Annotated in this window: 1 protein-coding gene; it reads right to left on the bottom strand. The window is 35.0% G+C overall.

The features are described from left to right. Positions 1-1190, bottom strand: a 1190-nt coding sequence (locus tag ENL20_02030; GenBank protein HHE37333.1) for a hypothetical protein, incomplete at its 3' end; no start/stop codon positions are given. Between the last annotated feature and the right edge of the window lie 380 nt (positions 1191-1570).

The following is a 1570-nucleotide window of genomic DNA, read 5'->3' as shown; positions in this document are numbered from 1 at the left end:
GTATCGACACAGGAAGGACCGGAATCGGTTGGATCTCCAAGCATTAAAGCCTTATCATACCATTCCGTATTGTCCATATAAGGAGTTTTTTCGTAATTGAGAATTTTGGAAACAATCGTTTGAAATTCGAAAATTGAATTAAAAGAGAGACGACCGATCAGAACATCTGCTAAAATATCATCTCCTTCCAAAAGAGTATAATATTGATCACCCTCACCGTTATATTGTCCGGGATCGATATGTCCGGTGGGAATGGAAAAGTTACCGCCTGCATCTCCGACCAGGCAGACAAATTCCGGAGGATTCTGCCAGTTATCATAAGCATCCTGGATATAATTTTTTATCTGGTTCAGTTGAGTTCCTGTTTCCGAAGTGCTGGCAGCAACCACTTCAAATCCTTTCTGATGTTTCCATTCCCTCATATAATTCAAAGTCTGCAGAACGGAAGCATTTTCAGGATAGATGAAAAGATAGCTTGGTTGTTGATATTCCTCATCACGAGTAATGATGGAACTGTAGTTCACGATCGTGGATTCATATATTGGTTCGAAAAATCTCGATTTTTTGTGGTTTATAGTTTTAGGATTCTCTCCACCGGTTCGGGAGGAAGTGATTTCCAACTCGATGTTTTTAATAATTTTTAATTCCTTTTTTATGGGATCATACTGGAATGGATTTATGGTCAGGTTTACAATCCTGAAATCTCTCATAATCGCTGGTTCACCAATTTCCACAATTTTTCCCGGGAATATTTCTCCGTTTTTATAAAACTCTTCATCTATGACAAAACTGCGCTCATTCGGCTGGCTTTCGCTGATCAATCGCTGACGCGGATAAACATCGATGTTGGAAATAATCTCTTCTTCAAAGCTTAAAACATTTACTGATACTTCCCCTTGATCTGGTACTGCTACCAATCTGGAAAATCGAGGTAGATCGGGTTTCCCGATCTCGAGAAATTCACCGGAATCGAAATAAGAAATTTTCTCATAATTTGTTCCATCTTCAAATATTTTTTCAACTCGATATCCATCTAAAGAAAATTCGATTTCTGTCATTTCCAGGTTGGATGAAAGACATTCGAATAATTCTTTGTTCATATTTTCCGAGATGTTGACATTTTTCGTAAATAAATTCATTCCTGATAAGAATAGCACTAGTAAAAATACTTTTTTCACATTTCCTCCCATAATCAAAATTAATCCTATTGATTATGCAATTTGCGAGCCAAAATTTTATTCTGATTAGAGTACACAAGATATTTCAATGAAAAAAAGGAAAAGAAGGAAAGTAAATAGGTTTTGACCATCAAGTATTTATTGAAATATGTGCAGAAATGCACACAATTGTACATTGATGAACAGATTTATATGTAATATGAATAATCAATTTTCTGTTTTGTTATCAAAAAGATAAGAGAATTGATTCAATTTATATTTGAGTCCATTCTAAAAAGGCAATAATTTGGAATATGTATGAAATTTTGCCCGAAATTTGGAAACTGATGAATCAGTTAATGACCTCTATCTTCTTATTAACCACCAACTTAAGTTGGTGGTTAATGAAACAG

The organism is Candidatus Cloacimonadota bacterium (assembly GCA_011372345.1).
Lineage (GTDB): Bacteria > Cloacimonadota > Cloacimonadia > Cloacimonadales > TCS61 > DRTC01.
Note: the sequence above shows the minus strand (reverse complement) of the source record. Positions and strands in the feature narration are given on the sequence as shown.